Here is a 250-nt window from a genome sequence, read left to right on the forward strand (position 1 = left end):
CCGCATTTCTCAATTCAGTGATTTTTTTAGTTGTTGCGTTCTTGAGATCCGCAAGCTCTTTGGTCGCTTGTTGGCTTGCCAAGCTGTGTTTTTGTTTCCATAGAGAGATATATTTATCTAGCTCTGGAGCAGACATAGAAGCAATAGCTTTTATTTGATCAGCTGACCCCACGCCCATTTGTCTTAATTCATCAACGAATTCTTTCGGGGCACTGCCTGTTAGTTTTGATAGGTCAGACTGGAAACCTTT

General features: G+C 41.6%; 1 protein-coding gene. It reads right to left on the minus strand.

The genetic code is table 11. The features are described from left to right. Positions 1-250, minus strand: a 250-nt coding sequence (locus R0J87_RS22960; protein ID WP_498889244.1) for a hypothetical protein, incomplete at both ends; no start/stop codon positions are given.

Origin of the sequence: Halomonas sp. SIMBA_159 (assembly GCF_046536035.1) — a bacterium.
GTDB classification, from domain to species: domain Bacteria; phylum Pseudomonadota; class Gammaproteobacteria; order Pseudomonadales; family Halomonadaceae; genus Vreelandella; species Vreelandella venusta_A.